Origin of the sequence: Streptomyces sp. CC0208 (assembly GCF_003443735.1) — a bacterium.
Lineage (GTDB): Bacteria > Actinomycetota > Actinomycetes > Streptomycetales > Streptomycetaceae > Streptomyces > Streptomyces sviceus.
In genome coordinates this window covers 7,569,844-7,591,842 of the sequence record NZ_CP031969.1, presented here as the reverse complement: position 1 = coordinate 7,591,842, position 21,999 = coordinate 7,569,844, and the positions used below count along the sequence as shown (strand labels likewise).

General features: G+C 69.3%; 23 protein-coding genes and 2 pseudogenes. 14 read left to right on the top strand and 11 right to left on the bottom strand.

All coding sequences use genetic code 11. The annotated features are described in order from the left end of the window. Positions 1–213: 213 nt before the first annotated feature. Positions 214–981 (top strand): TVP38/TMEM64 family protein, encoded by a 768-nt coding sequence (locus tag D1369_RS34915; RefSeq protein ID WP_007380510.1) that lies wholly within the window; start codon positions 214–216, stop codon positions 979–981. A 10-nt stretch (positions 982–991) separates the two neighbouring features. Here D1369_RS34915 and D1369_RS34910 read toward each other — a convergent pair whose 3' ends face one another. Continuing rightward, entirely contained in the window at positions 992–2,161 is a 1,170-nt protein-coding gene (locus D1369_RS34910) for a thiolase family protein (RefSeq protein ID WP_007380511.1), read from the bottom strand. A 124-nt stretch (positions 2,162–2,285) separates the two neighbouring features. On the opposite strand from D1369_RS34910, the gene D1369_RS34905 reads away from it, so the two are divergent. After that, positions 2,286–2,756: a helix-turn-helix domain-containing protein gene (locus D1369_RS34905; RefSeq protein ID WP_007380512.1), complete on the top strand. Its 471-nt coding sequence runs from the start codon at positions 2,286–2,288 to the stop codon at positions 2,754–2,756. Between the two features lie 123 nt (positions 2,757–2,879). Beyond that, positions 2,880–3,755 (top strand): undecaprenyl-diphosphate phosphatase, encoded by an 876-nt coding sequence (locus D1369_RS34900; protein WP_007380513.1) that lies wholly within the window; start codon positions 2,880–2,882, stop codon positions 3,753–3,755. Positions 3,756–4,600: 845 nt separating this feature from the next. Here D1369_RS34900 and D1369_RS34890 read toward each other — a convergent pair. Next, the gene (locus D1369_RS34890) at positions 4,601–5,512 is read right to left on the bottom strand and encodes an EamA family transporter (protein WP_007380514.1); all 912 of its coding nucleotides are present in this window, start codon (positions 5,510–5,512) and stop codon (positions 4,601–4,603) included. Positions 5,513–5,580: 68 nt separating this feature from the next. On the opposite strand from D1369_RS34890, the gene D1369_RS34885 reads away from it, so the two are divergent. Beyond that, a complete protein-coding gene (locus D1369_RS34885) occupies positions 5,581–6,450 on the top strand; it encodes a LysR family transcriptional regulator (RefSeq protein WP_037899215.1) in 870 nt (289 codons plus the stop codon). Positions 6,451–6,640: 190 nt separating this feature from the next. Here D1369_RS34885 and D1369_RS34880 read toward each other — a convergent pair whose 3' ends face one another. Beyond that, the gene (locus D1369_RS34880; protein ID WP_237557602.1) at positions 6,641–8,002 is read right to left on the bottom strand and encodes an erythromycin esterase family protein; all 1,362 of its coding nucleotides are present in this window, start codon (positions 8,000–8,002) and stop codon (positions 6,641–6,643) included. A gap of 284 nt (positions 8,003–8,286) precedes the next feature. On the opposite strand from D1369_RS34880, the gene D1369_RS34875 reads away from it, so the two are divergent. After that, the gene (locus tag D1369_RS34875) at positions 8,287–8,802 is read left to right on the top strand and encodes a DinB family protein (RefSeq protein ID WP_007380517.1); all 516 of its coding nucleotides are present in this window, start codon (positions 8,287–8,289) and stop codon (positions 8,800–8,802) included. A gap of 18 nt (positions 8,803–8,820) precedes the next feature. Here the strand turns inward: D1369_RS34875 and D1369_RS34870 are convergent. Continuing rightward, positions 8,821–9,144: pseudogene (locus D1369_RS34870) on the bottom strand (transposase); the annotation flags it as partial. 98 nt (positions 9,145–9,242) lie between these two features. Here D1369_RS34870 and D1369_RS34865 point away from each other — a divergent pair. Continuing rightward, a pseudogene (locus D1369_RS34865) lies at positions 9,243–9,564 on the top strand (transposase); the annotation flags it as partial. A gap of 71 nt (positions 9,565–9,635) precedes the next feature. Here the strand turns inward: D1369_RS34865 and D1369_RS34860 are convergent. After that, positions 9,636–10,070 (bottom strand): VOC family protein, encoded by a 435-nt coding sequence (locus D1369_RS34860; RefSeq protein ID WP_037899217.1) that lies wholly within the window; start codon positions 10,068–10,070, stop codon positions 9,636–9,638. 336 nt (positions 10,071–10,406) lie between these two features. Here D1369_RS34860 and D1369_RS44140 point away from each other — a divergent pair, with 336 nt between their 5' ends. The 6 genes from D1369_RS44140 (at position 10,407) to lnt (ending at position 15,048) form a co-directional block, all read left to right on the top strand. After that, the gene (locus D1369_RS44140; RefSeq protein ID WP_346426752.1) at positions 10,407–10,898 is read left to right on the top strand and encodes a ricin-type beta-trefoil lectin domain protein; all 492 of its coding nucleotides are present in this window, start codon (positions 10,407–10,409) and stop codon (positions 10,896–10,898) included. 107 nt (positions 10,899–11,005) lie between these two features. Next, the gene (locus tag D1369_RS43185; protein ID WP_007380520.1) at positions 11,006–11,200 is read left to right on the top strand and encodes a hypothetical protein; all 195 of its coding nucleotides are present in this window, start codon (positions 11,006–11,008) and stop codon (positions 11,198–11,200) included. A gap of 239 nt (positions 11,201–11,439) precedes the next feature. Next, positions 11,440–11,619, top strand: coding sequence for a hypothetical protein (locus tag D1369_RS34850; protein ID WP_007380521.1), 180 nt, complete (start codon positions 11,440–11,442; stop codon positions 11,617–11,619). A gap of 43 nt (positions 11,620–11,662) precedes the next feature. Then, complete coding sequence (locus tag D1369_RS34845; protein WP_007380522.1) at positions 11,663–12,835, top strand: FAD-dependent monooxygenase; 1,173 nt, start codon at positions 11,663–11,665, stop codon at positions 12,833–12,835. A gap of 105 nt (positions 12,836–12,940) precedes the next feature. After that, entirely contained in the window at positions 12,941–13,423 is a 483-nt protein-coding gene (locus D1369_RS34840; RefSeq protein WP_037899219.1) for a nuclear transport factor 2 family protein, read from the top strand. 65 nt (positions 13,424–13,488) lie between these two features. Then, complete coding sequence (lnt, locus tag D1369_RS34835) at positions 13,489–15,048, top strand: apolipoprotein N-acyltransferase (RefSeq protein ID WP_007380524.1); 1,560 nt, start codon at positions 13,489–13,491, stop codon at positions 15,046–15,048. On the opposite strand, the gene D1369_RS34830 is transcribed toward lnt, so the two are convergent. Further along, a complete protein-coding gene (locus D1369_RS34830; RefSeq protein ID WP_007380525.1) occupies positions 14,972–15,877 on the bottom strand; it encodes a Gfo/Idh/MocA family oxidoreductase in 906 nt (301 codons plus the stop codon). The genes lnt and D1369_RS34830 overlap by 77 nt on opposite strands. Positions 15,878–15,997: 120 nt before the next feature. Here D1369_RS34830 and D1369_RS34825 point away from each other — a divergent pair, with 120 nt between their 5' ends. Then, complete coding sequence (locus tag D1369_RS34825; RefSeq protein ID WP_007380526.1) at positions 15,998–16,510, top strand: DinB family protein; 513 nt, start codon at positions 15,998–16,000, stop codon at positions 16,508–16,510. Between the two features lie 199 nt (positions 16,511–16,709). Beyond that, positions 16,710–17,162 (top strand): hypothetical protein, encoded by a 453-nt coding sequence (locus tag D1369_RS34820; protein WP_106433477.1) that lies wholly within the window; start codon positions 16,710–16,712, stop codon positions 17,160–17,162. Positions 17,163–17,174: 12 nt separating this feature from the next. On the opposite strand, the gene D1369_RS34815 is transcribed toward D1369_RS34820, so the two are convergent. The 5 genes from D1369_RS34815 to fabG all read right to left on the bottom strand — a co-directional run bounded on the left by D1369_RS34815 (position 17,175) and on the right by fabG (position 21,890). Beyond that, positions 17,175–17,696 carry a hypothetical protein gene (locus D1369_RS34815; protein ID WP_037899221.1) on the bottom strand — a complete coding sequence of 174 codons (522 nt, stop codon included), beginning with the start codon at positions 17,694–17,696 and terminating at the stop codon, positions 17,175–17,177. A gap of 120 nt (positions 17,697–17,816) precedes the next feature. Further along, complete coding sequence (locus tag D1369_RS34810; protein ID WP_007380529.1) at positions 17,817–18,500, bottom strand: uracil-DNA glycosylase; 684 nt, start codon at positions 18,498–18,500, stop codon at positions 17,817–17,819. An 80-nt stretch (positions 18,501–18,580) separates the two neighbouring features. After that, positions 18,581–20,161: an ABC transporter substrate-binding protein gene (locus D1369_RS34805; RefSeq protein WP_007380530.1), complete on the bottom strand. Its 1,581-nt coding sequence runs from the start codon at positions 20,159–20,161 to the stop codon at positions 18,581–18,583. 190 nt (positions 20,162–20,351) lie between these two features. Continuing rightward, a complete protein-coding gene (locus tag D1369_RS34800; protein WP_007380531.1) occupies positions 20,352–21,116 on the bottom strand; it encodes an SDR family oxidoreductase in 765 nt (254 codons plus the stop codon). A gap of 12 nt (positions 21,117–21,128) precedes the next feature. After that, positions 21,129–21,890: a 3-oxoacyl-ACP reductase FabG gene (fabG, locus tag D1369_RS34795; protein ID WP_007380532.1), complete on the bottom strand. Its 762-nt coding sequence runs from the start codon at positions 21,888–21,890 to the stop codon at positions 21,129–21,131. Positions 21,891–21,999: the final 109 nt, after the last annotated feature.

The window sequence follows — 21,999 nt, the reverse complement described above, 5'->3', positions numbered from 1 at the left end:
TTCGGGCGCCGTCTGCGGCGGCCAGGAAGACGGGAACGGCAGCCTTCGGCGCATCCGCGACTGCGGATGCTGCGAGAGCGAAGGCGTACCGGAACATGACGCAGATCATGTCCGACGTGTCGTCCCACGTCGAACGGTTTTCTGCGCCGCCCGTCCGTACAACGGACGGCACCCGTACGGCGATCACCCGTCGGTGTCGGTTACCGTCACAGGATGCTCGATGCCACCACCCGCTCTGGGGGCACCGCCACGGCCACTCCCCCGGCCATCGCCACGGAGTTCGCTCTCCCCGCCCCCGCTCCGGTGGGTCTCACCGCCCGCTGCACGAGAGTGCTGCTGTCGCCGTGGTCCCGGCTCTCCCTGCTCGTCGCGCTGCTCGCGGGCGCCGCGTCCACGGTCTTGCTGTTCGAGCCGCAGAGACTGCTCTCGGACGGCTGGCCGCCCCAGCTCGGCGGGGTGGCGGCCGCGGTCGTGTTCGGGGTGGCCTATGGGCTGTGCACGGTGGCGTTCGTGCCGCGGCCGCTGCTCAATCTGGCCGCCGGAGCGCTCTTCGGGTCACAGCTCGGGCTCGCCTCGGCGCTCGCCGGTACGGTGCTCGGCGCGGGGATCGCGTTCGGCCTGGGCCGGGTGCTCGGGCAGGAGGCGCTGCGGCCGCTGCTGCGGGGGCGGTGGCTGAAGGCGGCGGACGGGCAGTTGAGCCGGCACGGGTTCCGCTCGATGCTGGCCGCGCGGCTGTTCCCCGGAGTGCCGTTCTGGGCTGCCAACTACTGCGCCGCCGTGTCCCGTATGGGCTATGTGCCGTTCCTCGCCGCGACGGCGCTCGGGTCGATTCCGAACACCGCCGCGTACGTGGTCGCCGGTGCGCGGGCTTCAGCCCCGACCTCGCCGGCGTTCCTGATCGCCATGGCCGCGATCGCCCTGCCGGGGTTGGCGGGGGCGGTGGTCGCGTGGCGCAAGCGGCATCATCTGCGGCGCCCTTGAAAGACGTCGATCACACCCTCTCCAGAACCATCGCGTTGGCCAGTCCGCCCGCCTCGCACATCGTCTGCAGGGCGTAACGGGCCCCGCGTTCCCGCATCGCGTGCACCAGCGTCGTCGTCAGACGGGTGCCGCTCGCGCCCAACGGGTGGCCGATCGCGATCGCGCCCCCGTGGACGTTGACCTTGGCCGGATCCGCGCCCGTCTCCTGCTGCCAGGCCAGGACCACGCTGGAGAACGCCTCGTTGACCTCGAAGAGGTCGATGTCGTCGAGGCTGAGGTGGGCCCGGCGCAGGACCTGCTCGGTGGCCGGGATGACGCCGGTGAGCATGAGGATCGGGTCGGAGCCGGTGACGGCGAAGCTGTGGAGCCTCGCGAGGGGGCGCAGGCCGAGGCGTTCGGCTGTCTCTCCCGACATGATGAGGACGGCCGAGGCGCCGTCGTTGATGGGGCTGGCGTTGCCCGCTGTGACGTTCCACTCGATCTGGGGGAAGCGTTCGGCGAAGATCGGGTCGTAGTAGGCGGGCTTGAGGCCGGCGAGGATCTCTGGGGTGCTGCCCGGGCGGACGCACTCGTCGCGTGAGACACCCTCCAGGGGCGCGACCTCGGCGTCGAAGAGACCCTTCTCCCAGGCCGCCGCGGCCTTGCGGTGCGAGGAGACGGCGAAGGCGTCCATCTGCTCGCGGCCGATCGACCACTTGGCGGCGATGAGTTCGGCGCTGATGCCCTGCGGGACCAGGCCCTCCTCATAGCGTGCGGCGACCCCGGGGCCGAAGGGGTCCTTGCCCTCGGGGACGTTCGACCACATCGGCACGCGGCTCATCGACTCGACCCCGCAGGCGACGACGATGTCGTAGGCGCCCGCGATCACGCCCTGCGCGGCGAAGTGCACGGCCTGCTGGGAGGAACCGCACTGGCGGTCCACGGTGGTCGCCGGGACCGTCTCCGGGAACCCGGCCGACAGGGCCGCGTAGCGGGTGGTGTTCATGGCCTGCTCGCCGACCTGGTCGACGGCGCCGCCGATGACGTCGTCGATGAGCGCCGGGTCGACGCCGGAGCGCTCGACGAGGGTGCGCAGGGTGTGGGCGAGGAGTTCGACGGGGTGCACGTGCGCGAGGGCGCCGCTCGGCTTGCCCTTGCCCACGGGGGTGCGTACGGCTTCGACGACGACTGCGTCACGCATGGTGGGGCCTCCATCAATGAGGGCGATTACTGGTGAGTAGGAAATCCAAACTCACCATAGCCTTGTGGGTTGGAAAATCAAACCCATAAGTTGGAGAACCAAACTCTCCCCTAGACTGGGGATCATGGCCGCCACCCGAGACCCGCGTCCCTGCTCCATCGCCGACACCCTGGCGCTCGTCGGCGAGAAGTACTCCCTGCTCGTGCTGCGGGAGGTCTGCCTGGGGAACGGCCGCTTCGACCAGCTCGTGCGCAACATCGGGGCCCCGCGCGACATCCTGGCCACCCGGCTGCGCCGACTCGTCGACGCAGGGGTGCTGACCAAGCGGGTCTACAGCGAGCGGCCGCAGCGCTTCGAGTACCGGCCCACACAGGCAGGGCTCGAACTGGAACCCGTGCTGCTGACCCTCATGGCCTGGGGAGACCGGCACGTGCGCAAGGACGACGACCGGCCGATGGTCGTCGAGCACGGCTGCGGCAACGAACTGCTGCCCCAGGTCACCTGCTCCGCCTGTGGGGACACGGTCCGCCACGAGGACCTGACGGCTCACCCCCAGGCCCCCGGCTGGACGGTGACCGGGCCGACGGCGGCCTGACCGCCCCTGTGGCCGGCCCGTCACCGCGGGGCGTTACGCTGCCCTCGCACCCCGATCACCGCGCCCGGTGATGCGGCACGCCCGACTCCCGTCACACGACCAGCACTTGGACGCCGTAACTTCATGTCTTGGTTCGAATCACTCATCCTCGGACTCGTCCAGGGGCTGACCGAGTTCCTTCCCGTCTCCTCCAGCGCGCATCTGCGCCTGACCGCGGCCTTCTCCGGCTGGAAGGACCCCGGGGCGGCCTTCACCGCGATCACCCAGATCGGCACCGAGGCCGCCGTGCTGATCTACTTCCGCAAGGACATCGGGCGGATCATCTCTACGTGGAGCCGTTCCCTCGTCAAGAAGGAACTGCGCAGCGATCACGACGCCCAGATGGGCTGGCTGGTGATCGTCGGGTCCATCCCCATCGGCGTGCTGGGGCTGCTGTTCAAGGACCAGATCGAGGGGCCGTTCCGCGATCTGCGCATCACCGCCACGATGTTGATCGTCGTCGGCATCGTCATCGGCGTCGCCGACCGGCTGGCGGCACGCGACGAAACCGGCGGCCGGCATCGCGCGCCCAAGCAGCGCAAGGGACTTGAGGACCTCGGAGTCAAGGACGGCTTGATCTTCGGCCTGTGCCAGTCCATGGCCCTCGTCCCCGGCGTCTCCCGCTCCGGCGCCACCATCAGCGGCGGCCTCTTCATGGGCTACCGGCGCGAGTCCGCGGCCCGCTACTCCTTCCTCCTCGCCATCCCGGCCGTACTCGCCTCCGGGCTCTTCGAGTTGAAGGACGCCCTGGAGAGCGACCACGTCTCCTGGGGCCCCACGATCTTCGCCACGGTGATCGCCTTCGCCGTCGGTTACGCGGTGATCGCCTGGTTCATGAAGTTCATCTCGACCAAGAGCTTCATGCCCTTCGTCTGGTACCGCATCGCGCTCGGGATCCTGCTGTTCGTGCTGGTCGGTGCCGGTGTGCTGAGCCCGCACGCAGGCGAATCCGCGGGCTGACACGGTAGGCGCATCTAGCGCTGTCCAGCATTTTCTAGCGCCTGACTGCATCACCACGCCATGATCATCTTGCAAGGGAAGGGCCCGCACGGCATGCCGTGCGGGCCCTTCCGCGCAGAGGGTAGTGCGGGTCAGCTGAGGTTCATGTCCGGCCTGGGCCGCGACCCTCACCACGCGGAAACGCAGCCGCTCATCCACCGTGTCCCAGGTGGCTGCCTCACCGTGCCCCGTACACCGCGATGGCGACTTCCCCCATGTCCCCGTTGATCGCGAGGACCTGGAGGAGCCGGAGGTCCCCAGCCGCCGGTGATCTCATCTGGCGCGCGGCCCTAAAACTGGCGCTCCACCACCGCCGCCCGTCCCCGCTCACGGTGGACGAGGGACGGTCTCGATCGAAGCTCGCCGCGTAGAGCGCGGACACACGAGACAACTCATCGATGAACAAGAGGTCCCTGATGCCGACCCCATCGACACTTGAGCGCCTGTGCGACATGCGCGAGCTGGAGCACGCGAACGACGGTCACTCGATCACGATCCGTAAGCGGATTGCCGATAGCGAGATCCCTGCTGCCCGGGTCGGCGGCAAGCTGAAGATCCGCGAGCCGGACCTGCTTCCGCCCGCCGAGCCGGTCGACCTTCTCGTTCCGATGGGCAGGTCGAGGAAGAGACGCGCCCGCTACCCCGGCCTCCAGAAGACCCACCTGGAGCACGTCCTCTCCGCCGTTGCACTCAACCTCGTACGCCTCGATGCCTGGTGGAATGGCCACCCGTTCGTCCGCACCCGCGTCAGCCACCTTGCCTGCCTCGACAAAGGCTCACACCGTGGCGCGGGCGTCGACGCGGGTTCACCGCAAGAGGTTGGTCTCCTTCTCCGAGCGGCTGGCGGCGGTGCCCACCGAGACGGCGTTGGCGGTGACGATCACGGTGATGGCCAGCCACGATGCCGCACCGAGGTACTGGTCAAGGACGAGCATGCCGATCAGAGCGGCGAACACCGGGTTGACGCTCATGAAGATCCCGAAGAAGCGGGCGGGGACCCGGCGCAGCGCGAGCAGGTCGGCGAGAAACGGCACCGCGGAGGACAGCACACCGGCAGCAAGCGCGCACAGCAGGGAGCCGACGGTGGGCTGGTGGAGCCACAGGACCGCAGCGCCGAGGGGCAGGTAGAGCAGGCCGGAGACGGCCGCGGCGGCGGCCGATCCCTGCAGCCCGGGCAGGCGCTCGCCCACGGCGCGGTTGAGGAGGATGTAACAGCCCCAGCAGACGGCGGCGATCAGGGCCAGGCCGATGCCGAGATAGTCCGTGCTGGGCCGGGGGCGGGTGAGGACCACCACGCCCACCGCGGCGGCGAGAGCACAGGCCAGATCGATACGCCGGCGAGAGCTTGCCAGCGCCACAGTGAGCGGGCCGAGGAACTCCAGGGTGACCGCCAGGCCGAGCCCGATCCGGTCGATCGCCGCATACAGCGTGAGGTTCATGGTCGCGAACACCGCGGCAAGGCCAAGGACCGGACGCCACTGCGCGGCGGTGAATGAACGCAGGTTCGGCCGGCCGGCGCTCAGCAGCACCACGGCGGCCACCCACTGGCGCACCGCCACCACTCCCGCCGGCCCCAGCACCGGGAAGGCGAGCGCGGCTATTGATGCTCCGACCTGGTTGGACAGGCCGCTCCCCATCATCAGCGCCACCCCGGACCACCGGGGCGACGACGCCTGCGCCGGGGCGGCCGAAGTCTCTGCGCGAGCTTCGAGTGTCATGGCACGACCATCCGCCGGACCGACGCATACGCAAAATGCATCCGAACCCCCAGCTATACGCTGGACGTATGGATGGTCGTACGGAACTGGAGCTGCGGCACCTGCGTTGCCTGGTCGAGATCGTCGACACCGGCAGCTTCACCGACGCCGCGATCGAGCTGGGAGTCTCCCAGGCCGCGGTCTCCCGCACACTGCTCGCACTGGAGCGCATCCTCGGCGTGCGACTGCTGCACCGCACCAGCCGCACTGTCACCCCCACCACCGCAGGCGTGCAGGTTCTCGCCCGCGCCCGGAATCTCCTGGTCGACGCCGACGAACTGGTCCACCAGGCCACCACCGGCCACACCCGGCTGCACATCGGCCACGCCTGGTCCGCGATGGGCCGCCACACCGCCGAGTTCCAGCGCCGCTGGCACGACCGCTACCCCAACGTCGAACTCCACCTGATTCGCCACAACACCCCCACCGGCGGCCTCGCCGAGGGCCTGTGCGACCTGGCCGTCCTCCGCACCCCCGTCGACACCCGCCGCTACGCCCACGCCCTCGTGGGCCACGAGCGCCGCTACGTCGCCCTCGCCTCCGACGACCCATGGACCAGACGTCGCAGCATCCGCCTGGCGGAGATCCGCGAGCGCACCCTGGTGGTGGACCGTCGAACCGGCACCACCACCTTGGAACTGTGGCCCGAAGACGCCCGCCCTGCTGTGGAGTACACCCGCGACGTCGACGACTGGCTCGCCACCATTGCCGCCGGCCGCTCTGTCGGCGTCACCCCGCAGGCCACCGTCGCCCAGTACCGCCGCGACGGCATCACTTATCGCCCCCTGCGCGACGCTGTCCCTGTCCCCGTCCTCCTCATCTGGGGCCGACAGGACCCCCACCCGGCCACCCACGCCGCCGTCGCCCTGTTCACTGACCTCTACCGCGAAGACGCCTGACACCCGGGCCCATGGTCTACCCTCCGCGCCCCAGCGGCACGTGGATCCCAACAACCATGGTGGGCACGGAGGTCATCTTGCCCCCACAGTCTCCGCCCGGCTCAACAAGGAGCGAGCCGCGTCAACAGCCCTACTGAGGTTGAAAAGGGCTCAGTCCCCGCCCCTACTGAGCTGTCGCAGCCAGGGACTTTCAGTCTCTGGCCGTTGACAGGAGATCCGCGGCCGTGACGCGATGGAGGTGTATCAGCACGTCGAACTGGCGCCCGAGCGAGGTTTGGTAGGGGTCCTCCGGCCAGGCGTTCCCGATGGAGCGGGTCAGCCGCTTCGCCATCAGCCAGTCTCGCGTCGGCTCGGGCACGGCCCGTAGATCGACGTAGTAGTCCCGCCGCGAGACTCTCTCCAGCACCTCCTCACTGCTGCCCGCGCCCAGCGGCTTCACGGAGAAGCGACGGTAGGGCTCTTCCGGATCCGTCAGATCCATCGCGTTGAACGAGCCCTGCCCGAAGGTGTAACCGATGTTCACGTACTCGGCCCCGACCGTCTGGCGTATGAACTCCCCCTGGGTCTTCGGATACTGCTCAGGGTTGTCGGACTCGTAGGAGACATGGCCGTTGTGGGCCGACAACAGCATCCGGTGGCCGGTGTGCCGCTGCCACCACACAGTGTTCTCCGCCATGATCTGGTCGCGGTAGAGCATGGCCCGAGCGATCTTCGCCGGGTCGGAGAAGTCGTAGTACGCGTAGAGGGTGCCGGTCTGGGAGATGGCCCTGGCGTGCTGGAGGATCCACTGGTACGCCTGCGGATTCTCGTCCGGCCCTTGCGCCTGAAGCAGCTGGTAGGCGCGCCGCACATCCACGGCCGTCCGCTCGCGCTCGGCGATGGGCTTGGCCATGTTTTCGTTGACGGTCTCCTCCACGCTCCCCGTCGGCCGGAGCCCGCGGTAAAGGCGGCGGAACTCCGGCAGCAGCTCCGGGTGGTACGTGGCCACATAGTCCGTGACCGCGTCGAAGAGCTCAGGTCCCGCGTAACCGTTGTCCTCACCCATGAACTGCACGGGGCGGTCGGGGTGGCGAACGTTGTGGGCGCGCATCCACCTCAGCAGGTCGAGATACTCGCGGGTGTTCCATATCCGGTACGAGCTCTGGAACTCCTCCCGCATGAGCTTCTCCGGGTCGCCCTTCCCGTACAACACGTAGTCGTTGAGGACCAGGCCGGTGGACCAGGGCGCCTCCAGCGCGAAGGTGGTGAAGCCTTGCTCCTCGACGAGATACCGGAAGACACGGTGCTTCATCGTGAAGAACTGCCGAGAGCTGTGCGTAGCCTCGCCCAGGCCGACGATCTTCGCCGAGCCGATCATGCGGCCGAGCGGGCGCAGATCGCTGCCGGGGGCGCCTGCCTCCGTGGAACGCAACGGCTTCGCGACGCGCGCCAGTTCGCGCACCGGATCGGTGGTGGTCATCGCGTTCACGTTCGCGTGCGCCGGCCGGGCGGCGACCGTCAGCGTGCCGACCCCGAGCGTCAGCGCCAGCAGGAGTAGCAGTAAGCGATGCAATCGATGTGATCTGTGAAATACAGGCATGGATCAAGGCTGCCGATGGGCGGCAGGTCCCGGGCAGCCTGCCACCTTCAGTTTTCCTCCTGGGGATAACCGCAGGTCCGCTGTAGAGCAGATGCCACGCCTGGACCTGCCGCTTGCCTGCGGCGCCCCCCACCCATGTGAGCCTGTCCGGCGGATCTCGCCGGGCCGACGTGCCCAGGGTGGATGAGGCAGTACTCGACGGGGTGGTGTTCATTAATCACTCGCGCGCCCCTACGACCTGCGGGAGACTCCCCGCGATGACGCAACGAACCGATACGCCTCCCACCTGGGACGAGCGCACGCAGCTGATCACCTTCCTGGACTACGCTCGTGACACGGCGCGAGCCAAGTGCGAGGGCGTGTCCGCACAAGACGCCCGCAGGGCCCCGCTCCCGAACTCACCGCTGATGACCCTGTGTGGGCTGATCAGCCATCTGCGGTGGGTCGAGTACCACTGGGTCCAAGTGATGTTCCTGGGGGAGGAACCAGCGGGTCCGCTCACGCAGGCGAGTGACGACGACCCCGACCCCGAGATGCGGACAGCTGTCGACGTCCCGTTGCCCCAGCTTCTCGCCGCATACGAAGAGCAGAGCGACCGCTACCGTCGCCTGCTGTCCGACCACGACTTGAACGCAAGGGCCAAGCGTTCCATCAGTGACGGCCGCCACGTGGACCTCCGTTGGGTGATCCTCCACCTCATCGAAGAGATCTCCCGACACAACGGGCACCTCGACATCGTGCGAGAGCTCGTCGACGGACGGACCGGCGTCTGATCAGCTCCCTTCAGCTGGTCACAAGCGGAGCCAGCGTCTGATCGAAGCGACGGTGACGGTGCCGTGGACGACGTAGGCACGCTTGTCGAACCTCGTGGCCACAGCCCGGGAGTTCTTGAGGGCATTGATCGTTCGCTCGACTTCGTTCCTCCTCTTGTAGCTCGTCTTGTCGAAGCAGGTGGGCCGGCCGCCCTCGCGGCCCCGGCGCTCGCGGTTGGCCCGCTGGTTCCTCGGTTCGGGGATGGTGTGCTTGATCTGGCGCCGCCGCAGGTAGCGGCGGTTGCGGCGGGAGGAATACGCCTTGTCGCCGCCGAGATGGCCCGGCCGGGTGCGCGGACGCCCGAGTTGGGGCCGCCCGAGTGGATGCTGGATTCTCTGGCCGCAGCAGCGCGGGCCGAGGGGATCGAGGGTGGGCCGCTCGCTGGTCCGGCGCATCCTGCTTGCCCGGCAACCGCAACGATTGCAAGGCATGGGAACTTTCCGGTGCGAATGCCGCTGTCGGCCGGGCCACGGTCATCGCGGACGGCGGCTATCGGGGCACCGGTCTACTCATTCCGCACCGCCGTGAATGCGGCCAGACCGAACTGCCAGCTTGCAAAGAGGAGCACAACCCCTCGCACCACAACATCCGGGCCCGTGTCGAGCACGTTTTCGCCCGGATGAGGGCATGGAAGATCTTTCGTGACTGCCGTCTGAAAGGCGACGGCGTTCACACCCGCCGTACTCGGCGTCGCCCGGCTGCACAACCTCGCCCTCGCAGGCCAACTTCCGCCCCATGCGAGACCGGAGAGGCCCAAGGGAGGTGGCTCCCGGCCTCCCGGCTCGAAGAATGTTCAGTCGATACAGAACTCGTTGCCCTCGATGTCCAGCATCGGGATGCACGACTCGTTTTCCTCATCGGCATACAGCGTTTGCACGTGGGTCGCACCGAGCGCGATCAGTCGTGCGCACTCGGCTTCGAGCGCAGCGAGGCGCTCGTCCCCCACGAGCCCGGTCCCGACCCGGACGTCGAGGTGCACCCGATTCTTAACGTGCTTGCCTTCCGGGACGCGCTGGAAGAACAGACGCGGGCCTACGCCTGAGGGATCACTGCAGGAGAACCATGATCCCTGCTTCTCAGGAGGCAGGGTGCGGTTGAAATCGTCCCAGGTGGTGAACCCCTCAGGTGGCGGCGGCGTGACGTACCCCAACACTTCACACCAGAAGCGAGCGAGGCGCTCAGGTTCTGCGCAGTCAAAGGTGACTTGGAACTTCTTGATCTCTGACATCGGCGCACCGTACCGCGTAGCAGGGTGACCCTGCCGCTCATTTCCCCAGGCAGATCCGCCCGCCACCCGTCGCATCCTGGGCCGCCTCGGACACCTAGTGTTCAAACCGAACAGTCCAGGAGAACGACGCGACCGTGGCAGCGCAGCGCCTCAGTGGTCCCCCGGATCCAGTCCGCGACGACGGAGGGCGCCCTCCGCCGTCGTAACCCTGGACAGCCTGGCCGGCGATGATCGACAGGAACGGCTACCTCACCAAGGTCATCACCGCCACCGGACTGCCCGCCTTCTCCGTGTCCGGCATGGCAGACATAGCCACGGTGTAGAGCTCATCACGCCCTGGAGATTCCTCTCCGGGGCGTCGGCCCGTTCACGCTCACTCAAGGGCCAGGGCTGCGGCCGCTGCCTGGACATCACCGGCCGCTCCCAGGCCACGGAACCCTCGCTGGGATCTGGGACTGCAACGGCGCCGCCAACCAACGGTTCACCAGCACCAGCGCGGGCGAGCTGCGGGTCTACGGCGGCGCCAAGTGTCTGGACGTCGTCGGCGCAGCCACCGCCAACGGCACCGCCGTGAACATCTGGGACTGCAACGGCCAGTCAACCTCGCCGAGTCTGATGGAGGCTCAAACGACCTCTCGGCGCCCACGTCGCGCCACTCGCTGCCGTGGAATCGGCCCGGCACCTCGTCAACCCCGACGACGCCATCGTCGGCGGAGGTCCCTGCGGCGACGGGCCCTCTCTCACATCCGAAGAGACGACGGGGTCGGAGAAGGAGGCGTCCTCGGCGGCAGACGCCTAGGCGTCGCAGGCCTCGCCACCGCTGCCTGAGACAGCCCGGAACCGGGCTCCACCATGCCGCGACGCACCATCAGACACCGCCCACCCGACAACGTGACAACGCCGCTTACCTGCTTCGGCACGGCGGCAAGGAGTGGTTGGACGAAGATCGGCACAGTCGAATCGCAGTGGAGACCCGCATCGGCCACGAGGTCGCCGGCGTGGAAGGTCTCCACTCGCATGTGACCCTGACCATGGAGCAGGAGATCGCCGATTCACTGCAAACTCGGTGGCTGCGCTTCGTGGCCAGCGAGGGAGAGCACTGGAAAGTGCCATCTCCCACCGCTCCCTGATTCGATCTTGAAGAGTGGTGGAAAACGGCAGGTCAAAGCGGCTCAGGACCTCGACGCATGAACTGGTTCATGAAGTTCATCTCGACCAAGAGCTTCATGCCCTTCGGCGTCCTGAGCCCCCACGCGGCGGAGTCGGCGGGCTGACCCGCGCACCCGCCCCAAAACCCGTGACGCATCGCATACCTTCTGTGTAGCCGTCCGGTAGCGCACTGTCAGTGCTTGCGCCTAGGCTTGTACGCATGTCCCCCGATTCCCTGACCCCTGGTTCCGTGCGCTCCGCCTCCGAGGTGAACGAGCAGATCCGGGCGCTGTGGATGCGCGCCGGCGGCACCCTGTCCTCCCAGGAGCGCGCGGAGTACGAGCTGTTGGTGGTCGAGTGGGCGGCCGCGATCCGCGGTGACGTCATCAAGGCGGCCTGAACTTCCCAAGAAGAAGGCACATCCCTCGAAGTGAGGACATGCCATGAGAGCGATCGTCGTGGGCGCGGGCATCGGCGGACTGACCGCGACGCTGAGCCTGCGCCGGGCCGGCCATGACGTGACCCTCGTCGAGCAGTCGCGGCGGCTCACCGAGGTCGGCGCCGGCATCCAGCTCGCCCCCAACGCCACCCGCGTACTGCGCCGTCTGGGACTGCTCGACACCGTCGCCGAACACTCCACGCGCCCGGACCACATCAGCTTCCGCACCTGGTCCGACGGCTCCGAGATCTGCCGCTACGTCATCGGCCGGGAGGCGGAGGAGGAGTTCGGGGCGCCGTACCTCCAGATCCACCGGGCCGATCTCCAACGCGCCCTGGTGGCCGCCGTACCGCCCGATGCGCTGCGCCTGGCCACCGCCGTCGTGGGGATCGACCAAGACGACAAGGCGGCCCATGTGACCACGGCGAGCGGCGAACGTCTGGACGCCGACCTCGTCGTGGCCGCCGACGGCATCCGCTCCGCGGCCCGCCAGTGGCTCTTCGGCGCGGACGAGGCGGTGTTCTCCCACACCGCCGCCTACCGGGCCCTCCTCCCCGCCGCCGAGGTCGCCGACCTGGACCTCCCGGAGTACGCCGGCTGGCTCGGCCCGGACCGCCACGTCGTCCACTACTGGCTGCGCGGCGGCGAACTCCTCAACATGGTGGCCGTGTTCGTGACGGACCGGGCGGCCCAGGAGTCGTGGACCGCGCGGGCGGAACCCGGTGAGCAGCTGCGCACCTTCGCCGGGTGGGATCCCCGGCTGCTGACCGTCCTCGACCGCGCGGGCCAGGTGTTCCGCTACGGCATCCACACGCGCGCCCCGCTCGCGCGCTGGAACCTCGGCCGGGTCACGCTCCTCGGGGACAGCGCCCACGCCATGGTGCCCTTCCAGGCCCAGGGCGCGGCCCAGGCCGTCATGGACGCGGCCGTCCTCGGCGACTGCCTGACCGACACGGCACCGGACGAGGTGCCCGACGCGCTGGACCGGTACGTCCGCAGGCGGGCCCCGGCGGCCACGACCGTGCAGGCGAGCTCCGCCCGCGCCGGCGACGACTACCACGTGCCGGACGGCCCCGAGGCCGAAGCCCGCAACGCCCGCATGGTCGCCCTCGCGGCCAAGAACAGGTTCGGCCCCCACTCGACCGCCTGGCCCCTCGACGTCCTGGCCGAGGGCTGACCGGCCGCCCCCGCCGACCGGCCGTCCCGCTCGTCCCCCACCCCGCCCTCCGAATGTCCCCGCACGCCCCTTGGCTCGGCTCGCCGCATGCCCAACACTGAGCCGATGACGCAGCGTGTGGAGCTCGCGACCGTGATGGACCGGCTGACCGTGGACGCACTCGTCACCGATTACGCCGTGGCCGTCGACGACGGCGACTGGGAGGCGTACCGGGGACTGTTCACCTCGGACGGCCGGGCCGACTACCGCTCCGCGGGCGGGATCGAGGGGGACGCGCACCACGTCGCCGCCTGGCTCGCGGAGAGCCTGCGGCTGTTCTCGATGCGCCAGCACCTGATCGTCAACCGCCGCGTCCGGTTCGACACCCTGGACCAGGACACCGGCGACACGGCCCACGTCCAGGCCGACTACATCAACCCCATGCGCCTCGCCGACGACGCCCCCTCCACCGCCCCCGACTTCGTCTGCGGCGGCCGCTACGCCTTCGCCCTGCTGCGCACGGACGACGGCTGGCGGCTGCGCGAGGTCGTCGTGCGGGAGAAGTGGCGGCGTCTGCCGGACCCCCGGCCCACACCTGTGATCAACTGAGCCGGCACCCTCGGGGTGGTCAACCACACGCACACTGGTCACCCGCACGGGGTAGGAGGTGCCGTATGAACCTGTCCGGCCACTGGCTTGCCTCCCCGTGGCGGCGCTCGACCGTCGCGGTGCTGGCAGGCGCCCTCCCCGTCCTCGCGTTCCCGGCACCGTCCCTGTGGTGGCTCGCCTACGTCGCCCTCGTCCCCTGGATCGCGCTGATCCGCTCGGCTCCGACGGCGAAACGAGCGGCGTACGACGGCTGGGCCGGCGGTTTCGGGTTCATGGTGGGAATGCACCACTGGCTGCTGCCGAGCCTGAGCGTGTTCATCTTCGTCATCGGCGCCTTGCTCGGCGCGCTGTGGGCCCCGTGGGGCGCGCTCGTCCGGCACTTCCTGGCCGGAACTCCCTCGCGCGGCCGGATCGCCGCCGCCCTGGCCGTACTGCCGTCGGGCTGGCTCGGCATCGAGCTCGTCCGTTCCTGGCAGGGGCTCGGCGGCCCCTGGGGCGTGCTCGGGGCCAGCCAGTGGGAGGTCGCGCCGGCCCTGCGGCTGGCTTCGGTGGGCGGGGTGTGGCTGATCAGCTTCCTGATCGTGGCCGTCAATGTGTCGTTCGCCGTGCTGGTGACGGTCCGCGAGTCCCGGGTCCCCGCGGTGGCGGGCCTGGTCGCCACCGCTGCCGTGACCTCGGCAGCCTGGATGTGGTCGCCGCGTCCCGACACGGGCGGCGGCACCCGCATCGCCGTCGTCCAGCCCGGTGTCATCGACGGCCCCGACCGGCGCTTCGCCCGCGAGGAGCAGCTGACCCGCGACCTCGCGGGGCAGGACGTCGACCTGATCGTCTGGGGCGAGAGCAGCGTCGGTTTCGACCTCGGGGACCGGCCCGACCTGTCGAAGCGGATCGCGGCGCTCTCCGAGGAGACCGGCGCCGACATCCTCGTCAACGTGGATGCCCGCCGCTCCGACAAGCCCGGCATCTACAAGAGTTCGGTCCTGGTCGGTCCGGACGGCCTCACCGGCGACCGCTACGACAAGATGCGCCTGGTCCCCTTCGGCGAGTACATCCCGGCCCGCTCGCTGCTCGGCTGGGTCACCTCGGTCGGCAAGGCGGCGGCCGAGAACCGCAGGCACGGCTCCGAGCAGGTCGTGATGAACGTGGGCCACGGGCTGAAGGTCGGTCCGATGGTGTGCTTCGAGTCGGCGTTCCCCGACATGAGCCGCCATCTCGCCGAGAACGGCGCCCAGTTGCTGATCGCCCAGTCGGCGACCTCGTCCTTCCAGCAGAGCTGGGCCCCCGAGCAGCACGCCTCGCTGGCCGCCCTGCGCGCCGCCGAGACGGGCCGCCCGATGGTGCACTCGACCCTGACCGGGGTCTCCGCCGTCTACGACGCGAGCGGACAGCGCGTCGGACCGTGGGTCGGCACCGATGCCAGCACCGCGCGCGTGTACGACGTACCGCTGGCCACCGGGACGACGCCGTACGTCCGCTTCGGCGACTGGCCGGTGCACGCGGCACTGCTGGTCCTCGCCGTGTGGGGCGCCCTCCAACTGGCCGGGCGGTTCAGGCGGCCCGCTCCTGCACCGCGCGTACCACCCGCTCGCACAGCTCATGGGTCGCCAGCGCGTCCCGGGCGCTGAGCACCTTTCCCGCGCGCACGGCGTCGAGGAAGGCGAGCACCGCCTGCTCGATGCCGCGCTGCCGGGCCACCGGCACCCAGTCGCCGCGGCGCCGCACGGTCGGCTGGCCCTTGTGGTCGATCACCTCGGCGAGGTTGAGGACCTGCCGCTTGGTGTCCTGCCCGGACACCTCCAGGATCTCCTCGGCCGAGCCGCTGAGCCGGTTCATCACCCCGAGCGCGGTGAAGCCCTCCCCCGCGAGCTGGAGCACGACGTGATGCAGCAGGCCGTCCTCCACGCGCGCGCGTACCGTCACGTCGTCGACCGCCCCCGGCACCAGGAACCGCAGGGTGTCGACGACGTGGATGAAGTCGTCGAGGATCATCGCGCGCGGCTCCTCCGGGAGCCCGATCCGGTTCTTCTGCATGAGGATCAGCTCGCGCGGATGCTCGGCGCATTGCGCGTACCCGGGGGCGAACCGCCGGTTGAAGCCGACGGCCAGGCTCACGTTCTGCTGCTCGGCGAGCGCCACCAGCCGTTCGGAGTCGGCGAGTTCGTACGCGAGCGGCTTGTCGACGTACGTCGGTACGCCCGCCTCCAGCAACCGCGCGACGATCTCGGGGTGCACGCTCGTCGGCGCGTGCACGAAGGCGGCGTCGAGGCCCTGGGCGAGCAGCGAGTCGAGGTCCCGGTGCCGTTGCCCCTCGGGCAGGTGGAGCCCGTCGGCGACCCGGGTCAGCGTCGCCGGGGTCCGCGTCTGCACATGCAGTTCGACGCCGGGCCGACCGCCGAGCACCGGCAGATACGCCTTCTGCGCGATGTCACCGAGTCCGATGCAGCCGACCTTCACGTGGACTCCTCCAGTTGTCTGGCCAGGGCCTTGCCGGAAGCATACGGCGGCGGCGCGGGGCCCCGGCCGGCGACCGGGAATTCGCTGGTGGTCGGGGGTGAGCTGGGTAAGGATGCGAGTATGACGACTCAGCGCACCGAACCCTCGACCACTGCCGACGAACGCACCATGCTGGAGGGCTGGCTGGACTACCACCGGCAGACGCTGGCCTGGAAGTGCGAGGGTCTGACCGACGCCCAGCTCAGGACCGCCTCGGTGGAGCCGTCCATGCTCTCCCTGATGGGGCTGGTGCGGCACATGGCGGAGGTGGAGCGCAGCTGGTTCCGCCGGGTCCTGGCCGACGAGGACGCCGGGCCGATCTTCTACAGCGAGGACGATCTGGACGGCGACTTCCGTACCACCGAGGCCGACACCTGGCAGGAGGCGTACGGCACCTGGCAGGCCGAGATCGCCAAGGCCCGGGAGAACACGGCCCGTTTCGGCCTGGACGACATCACCGTGGGCAAGCACCGCCGCACCGGTGAGCGGTACAACCTGCGCTGGCTCTACACCCACATGATCGAGGAGTACGCCCGCCACAACGGCCACGCCGATCTGCTCCGTGAGCGCATCGACGGCGCCGCCGGCGACTGACGTCAGCACCGGGCGGTCTCAGCACGCCGTACGGGGACGGAGATCACCCGTGCGGGGCAACCTCCGCTTGTCCACTGTCGCCTAGGTCGCCCGACCCAGCAGAGTGACGCGGGTGCATCGAACCACGACTACCGCAACGCTCCTGGTCACCGTGGCTGTCTCGGCTCTCACCGGCTGTGTGACGGTCCAGCGTCCACCCGTGTCCGGGCCGCCGACGACAGCACCGTCGCAGCTGCCGGGAGCGGGGGACGCCCGTCCGGAAGGTCAGGCGGAGCCGCAGATCGTGCAGGCCCCGGCCCAGGAGGCGCTGTCCATGATCGACCCGTCCCCGTCCTCGAAGCCGGGGGGAACCGCGCCCCGCGACCGGGCTCCGGGGACCGCCGGGGCCCCCGCGCAGCCGCAGCACCGACCCCCGGCGCACGCGCATCCGGCGCACCCGGAGGGCCCCGCGCGCCCGGCCCGTCCGGAGCCGTGGCACCCGGACGTCCCGCACCACCGCAAGCCGCGCGTCGAGATCCCGGACGTGGCCAAGTCGGTCCCCAAGTCGGTTCCCCGGGGCCCGAAGGACGTCTGTGCGCTGGGCAGGAAGTACGGCCGCTGGCAGGAGGGCAGCCCCGAGTCGGTCATCTGTGACCAGACCTACGGGCGTTGAGGCCCCCAGGGCTCAGGGCCGCTGCCGCGGCGGCCCCCACCTTCCGTCGCCGGTGGATCCTCCGTCACCGAGCCGCAGCTCCAGTCTGCTGATCGCCGCCCGCACCCCGTCGCTGTAGTTGTCCTCCCCCAGGGCCTCCGCCGCCCTGCGGGCCCGGCGCAGATGGGTGCGGGCGGCGTCCGCGCGGGCGAGCCGCACATAGTCGGCGGCCAGGTTGAGGTGCAGCGAGGGATACAGGGCGCGTACGGCGATCGCGCTCTCGTGCCGGGCCGGCCGGTCGTCGGTGAGTTCCTCGGCGGCCGTCAACGCCCTGAGGTCCCAGGCGAGTTCGTCGCAGGGGTCGTCCTGGGCGTCGGCCATGAAGTGGGCCAGGGTGCAGCGGTGCAGCGGGTCGCCGTCCTCGCCGATCTCCGCCCACAGCTCCAGGAAGCGGTGCCGGGCCTCCTCGCGGTCCCCCGCGTGGCACAGCATGACGACCTGCCCGATCCGTGTCATCACGGCATCCGGCGCCGTCTGCTCCTGTCGCTCCGTCACTCGTCCTCCAGGCCCTGGTCGGCTGTCGTCGCTGTCCTTCCCGACGCTAGCCGTCCGCACCGACAATCCCGGTCAGGCGGGACCGGGACCGGTCGGTGCGGACCGGCCCGGTGTGCGGGGTCAGCCGAGGTTCGGGATCGTCCAGTCGATCGGCTCGTGACCCTGCTGGGCGACCGCCTCGTTGATCTGGGTGAACGGGCGGGAGCCGAAGAACTTCTTCGCCGACAGCGGGGAGGGGTGCGCGCCCTTGACCACCACGTGGCGACTCTCGTCGATCAGAGGGAGCTTCTTCTGGGCGTAGTTGCCCCACAGGACGAAGACCGCCGGGTCGGGCCGCTCGGCCACCGCGCGGATCACCGCGTCGGTGAACTTCTCCCAGCCCTTGCCCTTGTGCGAGTTGGCCTCGCCGGAGCGGACCGTGAGCACCGCGTTGAGCAGCAGGACGCCCTGCTGGGCCCAGGGCATCAGGTAGCCGTTGTCCGGGATCTCCAGGCCCAGCTCCTCCTTCATCTCCTTGTAGATGTTGCGGAGGGAGGGCGGGGTCTTGACACCGGGACGGACCGAGAAGCACAGGCCGTGGCCCTGGCCCTCGCCGTGGTACGGGTCCTGGCCGAGGATCAGGACCTTCACCCGGTCGTAGGGCGTCGCGTCGAGGGCGGCGAAGACCTCCTCGCGCGGCGGGTAGACGGGACCCCTCGCCCGCTCGTCCTCGACGAACTCCGTCAGCTCCTTGAAGTAGGGCTGCTGCAGCTCGTCGCCCAGAACCCCGCGCCAGGACTCGGGCAGCATGGCGGTGTCGGTCACGTCAATTCCTCACGATGTGCGGTCACTTGCAGGCTTCAGAACCTACAGGCGCCCACTGACAATCGCTGCCGTGAGGGGACCTACCAGCTGGTCTTCCAGTACAGCTCCCACATCGTCATCATGGTCGCCGGGTCGATGACCTTCTCGAGACCGCCGATCTCCTCGTTCGCGGCCACGTACTGCTTGCCCTGCCACAGCGGGACCAGCCGGGCGTCTTTCACGAAGACCTGCTGCGCTTCCTCGATCTGCGGCCCCACGGCCCCGCGGTCGCTCTCCGCGCGCGACTCCGGCAGCAGTTTGCCGGTGATCTCGGGGGCGTCGTACGGGGTGCCGAGCGCGTTCTGCTTGCCCACGAAGGGCGAGATGAAGTTGTCGGCGTCGTGGAAGTCGGGGAACCAGCCGCGCCCGAACACCGGGTACTCACCCTTCTGGTAGCCCTCGACGTAGGTCTTCCACGGGCGGCTCTTGAGGGTGATCGTGAACAGGCCGGAGGCCTCCAGCTGCTTCTTCAGCTCCTGGAAGGCGGGCTTGGTCGTCGAGCCGTAGCGGTCGCTGGTGTACCAGAGGGTCAGCGGGACGCGCTCGGTGATCCCCGCCTCCCTGAGGAGCTTCTTGGCCTTGGCCACGCTGGGGTCGCCGAAGTCGTCGAAGAAGCTGGTGGTGTGGCCGGTGAGTCCGGCCGGGACCATGGAGTACAGCGGCTCGACGGTGTCCTTGTAGACGTAGTGCACGAGCGCCGGGCGGTCGACGATCTGGGCGACGGCCTTGCGGACAGCGGGCTTCGCGGACCACGGGTCGCGGGGGTTGAACACCAGGTAGCTGATCTCGGTGGTGGGGTTCTCGACCAGCTGGAGCCCCTCCTTCTGCTGGTTGACCTCGATGTCCACGGTGTCGGAGGCGCCGAGTCCGCGGTAGACGACCGAGATCTTTTTGTCCTTGAGGGCCTTGACCATCTCGTCCGACTGCTTGAAATAGCGGATGGTGACGGCCTTGTTCTTGCGGTCCGCGATGCCCTTGTAGTTGTCGTTGCGGACCAGCTCGGCCTTCTCACCCTCCTGGTAGGAGTCGAGGCTGTAGGGCCCCGAACCGCTGATCTTCCCGTCCTTGCGGATCGAGGTCGCGGAGTACTCCTCGGGGTCCACGATCGACATGGCCGGTGTGGTGAGCACCAGGGGGAAGGTGGCATCGGGCTGGCTGAGGTGGAAGATCACCTCGCGGTCGCCCTTCACCTGCACCCGGGACAGCGTTCCCAGCAGGCCCGCGGGGCCGCCGTTGACGTTGATCTTCTTGATGCGGTCGATCGAGTATTTGACGGCGTTGGCGTCCAGGGTGTGCCCGTCGGAGAACTTCAGGCCCTCGCGCAGCGTGCAGCTGTACACGGTGCTCGACGCGTCCGTGAACTCACAGCGCTCGGCGGCGTCGGGCTCGGGGTCGGACCCGCCCGGGGAGTAGTTCAGGAGCGTCTGGTAGACGTTGCGGAACAGCTCCCAGGAGTTGTCCCAGGAGGCCGCCGGGTCCAGCGTGGCGGGGGCGCTGGTGGTCCCCACGACGATCGCCTTCCCGCTGTCGGAGGAGTCCGAGGAGAACACACCGCATCCGGCCACCGTGGATATGGACACGAGCGCCGCGAGAGGCGGCAGGTATCGGTTCCGCTTGAACACGCGCTTGCTCCTCGAATGCCGTGCCGAGAGTCGGCAAAACATACCGCAGCGGTGCGCACACTCAACCGGTTCGGTCACAGGCTGCTTGATCATCTCATCGGTGATGACCCTGTAGTGCACTTGTGAGGCTTTTGTGCGTCGACACGGGCGCCGTCACTGTCAACGGACGCCCGTGCCGAGGCGACGAGGGTCAGCCCACGCCGGCGTTGAGGAAGATGCCGCCGTCCACGACAAGCGTCTGGCCGGTCACCCAGTCGGACTGCGAGGAGGTGAGGAAGGCCGCGGCGCCCCCGATGTCGGAGGGCACCCCGAGCCGGGCCAGCGGGTAGGACGCGGCGGCCTCAGCCTCCCGGCCCTCGTACAGGGCCTGCGCGAACTTGGTCTTCACGACCGCCGGGGCGATCGCGTTGACCCGCACTCCCGGGGCGAACTCGTGCGCGAGCTGCTGGGTGAGGTTGATCAGCGCGGCCTTGCTGACGCCGTAGGCGGCGATGAAGGGCGAGGGCGCGAGGCCCGCGACGGAGGCGATGTTGACGATCGCGCCGCCGTTGTCCTTCTGCCAGGCGTGCCAGGTCTTCTGCGCGAAGCCGAGCGCGGAGATCACGTTGGTCTCGAAGACCTTGCGGGCCACGTTCAGGTCGAGGTCGGCGATGGGCCCGAACACCGGGTTGGTACCGGCGTTGTTGACCAGGTAGTCGACGCGGCCGAAGGCGTCCATGGCGCGCTCGACGGCGACCCTCTGGTGCTCCTCGTCGTGCGCCTTGCCGGCGACGTAGAGGGCCCGCTCGGCGCCGAGCTGCTCGACGGCCTCCTTGAGGGCGTCCTCGGTGCGGCCGGTGATGACCACCCGGTCACCGCGCGCGACGAGCGCCTCGGCGACGCCGTAACCGATACCGCGGCTGGCGCCCGTGATGAGCGCGACCTTGCCCGAAAGCTCGGGGAGTTGCGAAGTCATGGTCCCGTTTCCCTAGTCGAGCGGTCCGCCGGCGACGTACAGCACCTGGCCGGAGACGAATCCGGCCGCCTCGCCCGTGAAGAAGGCGATGGCGTTGGCGATGTCGTCGGGCTCGCCGACGCGCGCGACCGGGATCTGGGTGGCGGCCGCGGCCTTGAACTCCTCGAAGCCCATGCCGACGCGCTCGGCGGTCGCGGCGGTCATGTCGGTGGCGATGAAGCCGGGCGCGACGGCGTTGGCGGTGATGCCGAACTTGCCGAGCTCGATGGCGAGGGTCTTGGTGAAGCCCTGCAGACCGGCCTTGGCGGCGGAGTAGTTGGCCTGGCCGCGGTTGCCGAGCGCCGAGGACGACGACAGGTTGACGATCCGGCCGAAGCCCGCGTCCACCATGTGCTTCTGGATGGCCTTGGTCACCAGGAACGAGCCCTTGAGGTGCACGTTCAGGACGGTGTCCCAGTCGGAGACGCTCATCTTGAACAGCAGGTTGTCGCGGAGCACGCCCGCGTTGTTCACGAGGATCGTCGGCGCGCCGAGCTCCTCGACCACGCGCGCGATGGCGGCCTGCACCTGAGTCTCGTCGGAGACGTCCGCGCCGACCGCGATCGCCCGGCCACCGGCCGCGGTGATCTTCTCCACGGTGTCCTTGCAGGCGGCCTCGTCGAGATCGATCACGGCGACCGCGCGGCCCTCGGCCGCCAGTCGTACGGCGGTGGCGGCGCCGATGCCGCGCGCGGCACCGGTGACGACGGCTACCCGCTGCTCAGTGGTGGACATTGCTGATTCTCCTCGCCCTTGAGAACGTTCGGCCCGGGTCGGTGAGCGACCGCTTAGTACCTTCGGCAGACGTGACGCTAGAAGCCCTGGCACTCGGTGTCAACGTCCC

Excerpts from the sequence above, each read along its gene's own strand:
- D1369_RS34840 (WP_037899219.1), top strand. The coding sequence starts at position 12,941 with ATGACGCAGCGTGTGGAGCTCGCGACCGTGATGGACCGGCTGACCGTG.
- D1369_RS34850 (WP_007380521.1), top strand. The coding sequence starts at position 11,440 with ATGTCCCCCGATTCCCTGACCCCTGGTTCCGTGCGCTCCGCCTCCGAG.
- D1369_RS34800 (WP_007380531.1), bottom strand. The coding sequence starts at position 21,116 with ATGACTTCGCAACTCCCCGAGCTTTCGGGCAAGGTCGCGCTCATCACG.
- D1369_RS34915 (WP_007380510.1), top strand. The coding sequence starts at position 214 with ATGCTCGATGCCACCACCCGCTCTGGGGGCACCGCCACGGCCACTCCC.
- fabG (WP_007380532.1), bottom strand. The coding sequence starts at position 21,890 with ATGTCCACCACTGAGCAGCGGGTAGCCGTCGTCACCGGTGCCGCGCGC.
- D1369_RS34885 (WP_037899215.1), top strand. The coding sequence starts at position 5,581 with ATGGATGGTCGTACGGAACTGGAGCTGCGGCACCTGCGTTGCCTGGTC.
- D1369_RS34860 (WP_037899217.1), bottom strand. The coding sequence starts at position 10,070 with ATGTCAGAGATCAAGAAGTTCCAAGTCACCTTTGACTGCGCAGAACCT.
- D1369_RS34900 (WP_007380513.1), top strand. The coding sequence starts at position 2,880 with ATGTCTTGGTTCGAATCACTCATCCTCGGACTCGTCCAGGGGCTGACC.
- D1369_RS34910 (WP_007380511.1), bottom strand. The coding sequence starts at position 2,161 with ATGCGTGACGCAGTCGTCGTCGAAGCCGTACGCACCCCCGTGGGCAAG.
- D1369_RS34825 (WP_007380526.1), top strand. The coding sequence starts at position 15,998 with ATGACGACTCAGCGCACCGAACCCTCGACCACTGCCGACGAACGCACC.
- D1369_RS34890 (WP_007380514.1), bottom strand. The coding sequence starts at position 5,512 with ATGACACTCGAAGCTCGCGCAGAGACTTCGGCCGCCCCGGCGCAGGCG.
- D1369_RS34845 (WP_007380522.1), top strand. The coding sequence starts at position 11,663 with ATGAGAGCGATCGTCGTGGGCGCGGGCATCGGCGGACTGACCGCGACG.
- lnt (WP_007380524.1), top strand. The coding sequence starts at position 13,489 with ATGAACCTGTCCGGCCACTGGCTTGCCTCCCCGTGGCGGCGCTCGACC.
- D1369_RS34905 (WP_007380512.1), top strand. The coding sequence starts at position 2,286 with ATGGCCGCCACCCGAGACCCGCGTCCCTGCTCCATCGCCGACACCCTG.
- D1369_RS34875 (WP_007380517.1), top strand. The coding sequence starts at position 8,287 with ATGACGCAACGAACCGATACGCCTCCCACCTGGGACGAGCGCACGCAG.